The sequence below is a fragment of the Dietzia sp. HMSC21D01 genome (assembly GCF_001815995.1).
Taxonomy (GTDB): Bacteria; Actinomycetota; Actinomycetes; order Mycobacteriales; family Mycobacteriaceae; genus Dietzia; species Dietzia cinnamea.
The window spans coordinates 1-510 of sequence record NZ_KV823791.1; the positions used below are offsets into that span (position 1 = coordinate 1).

Below are 510 nucleotides of genomic sequence, written 5' to 3' on the forward strand. Positions count from 1 at the left end.
CGGACCACGTCGACGGCGCGGCGGTGCGCGACGCGGACGAGCCACGCCTCGACATCGGTGTCCTCGGGCAGCTCCGGCCACGCCCGCAGCGCGGACAGGAACGTCGCCGACCACGCGTCGTCGGCGTCCGGGCCGGGCCCCAGGACCGCGCGGCAGACCCGCAGCACGGTGGTCCCGTGCCGGTCGACCGCGGCGTCGAACGCTGCCCTCATGTGTGTAGATCCTGCCCTCGTCGGTGATCGCCGTCCCGCGCACCCCGCCCCCGGCGGGGCGGCGGGAGGCGCGCGTCGATGAGTAGTCGCCCGGCGCCGCGGATTCGTGAGGTCATAGTGTTCCCAATCCGGCGCGGGGCTCGCATACTGGTGCTCACCGCCCGCATCTCGGGGAGTTCCCATGCTCGGTTCCCGTACGCCCGCACGCCCCTCCGGCCGCCGCCCCGCGCTCGGATCCACACACCGATCAGCGCGATCGCGCCTGGCCGGCGCGCTGGCCGCGCTCGCGCTGGCGGTG

Annotated in this window: 1 protein-coding gene; it reads right to left on the reverse strand. The window is 75.7% G+C overall.

Going from position 1 to position 510, the window contains the following annotated elements:
* Positions 1-212, reverse strand: a 212-nt coding sequence (locus tag HMPREF3086_RS04065; RefSeq protein ID WP_141763986.1) for an RNA polymerase sigma factor, incomplete at its 3' end; no start/stop codon positions are given.
* Between the last annotated feature and the right edge of the window lie 298 nt (positions 213-510).